Genomic DNA, 506 nt, shown 5'->3' on the forward strand with positions numbered 1-506 from the left:
AAGCGCCAAACAGTTGATCTTTAACTTTTTCGCCCAGCTCATCGATAGACTGCGCCACGCCAACTTCGCCTTCTTTGATCGCCGCCAGAACGCGCCCACGGGTGGAGTGCTCTTGCGGCTGGCTCAGGCCGTTGCCAGTGTAGATGAAGTGAGTAGCTTTTGCACGACGCTGACCGTTTGCCTTTTTAGCAGCCTTGCGCTCTGCGATGGCTTTGCGACGTTCTTCAGCTTCTTTCTTACGCTGTTCTTTTTGCTGTTCTGCAGCTTCTTTCGCCGCAATCTTAGCAGCTTCACGCTCTGCCTTGCGTTTCGCTTTAGCTTCTTCTTTGGCCTTCTCTTTTTCGGCCTTCGCTGCAGCACGGGCTTGATCACGCTCTGCTTTCTTAGCAGCAGCTTGTTCAGCTTTCAGGCGCTTGGCTTCTTCTTTAGCCTTTGCCTTTTCGGTTTCTTTTGCTGCTTTTGCGGCTTCACGCTCTGCTTTCTTTGCAGCAGCCTTTTCTGCATGC

General features: G+C 52.4%; 1 protein-coding gene. It reads right to left on the bottom strand.

Annotation, left to right across the window (positions count from 1 at the left end; all coding sequences use genetic code 11):
• A partial coding sequence (locus tag Y887_RS20735; RefSeq protein WP_046965576.1) for a hypothetical protein occupies positions 1 to 506 on the bottom strand: 506 nt, incomplete at both ends.

Origin of the sequence: Xanthomonas pisi DSM 18956 (assembly GCF_001010415.1) — a bacterium.
In the GTDB taxonomy this organism is placed as follows: domain Bacteria; phylum Pseudomonadota; class Gammaproteobacteria; order Xanthomonadales; family Xanthomonadaceae; genus Xanthomonas; species Xanthomonas pisi.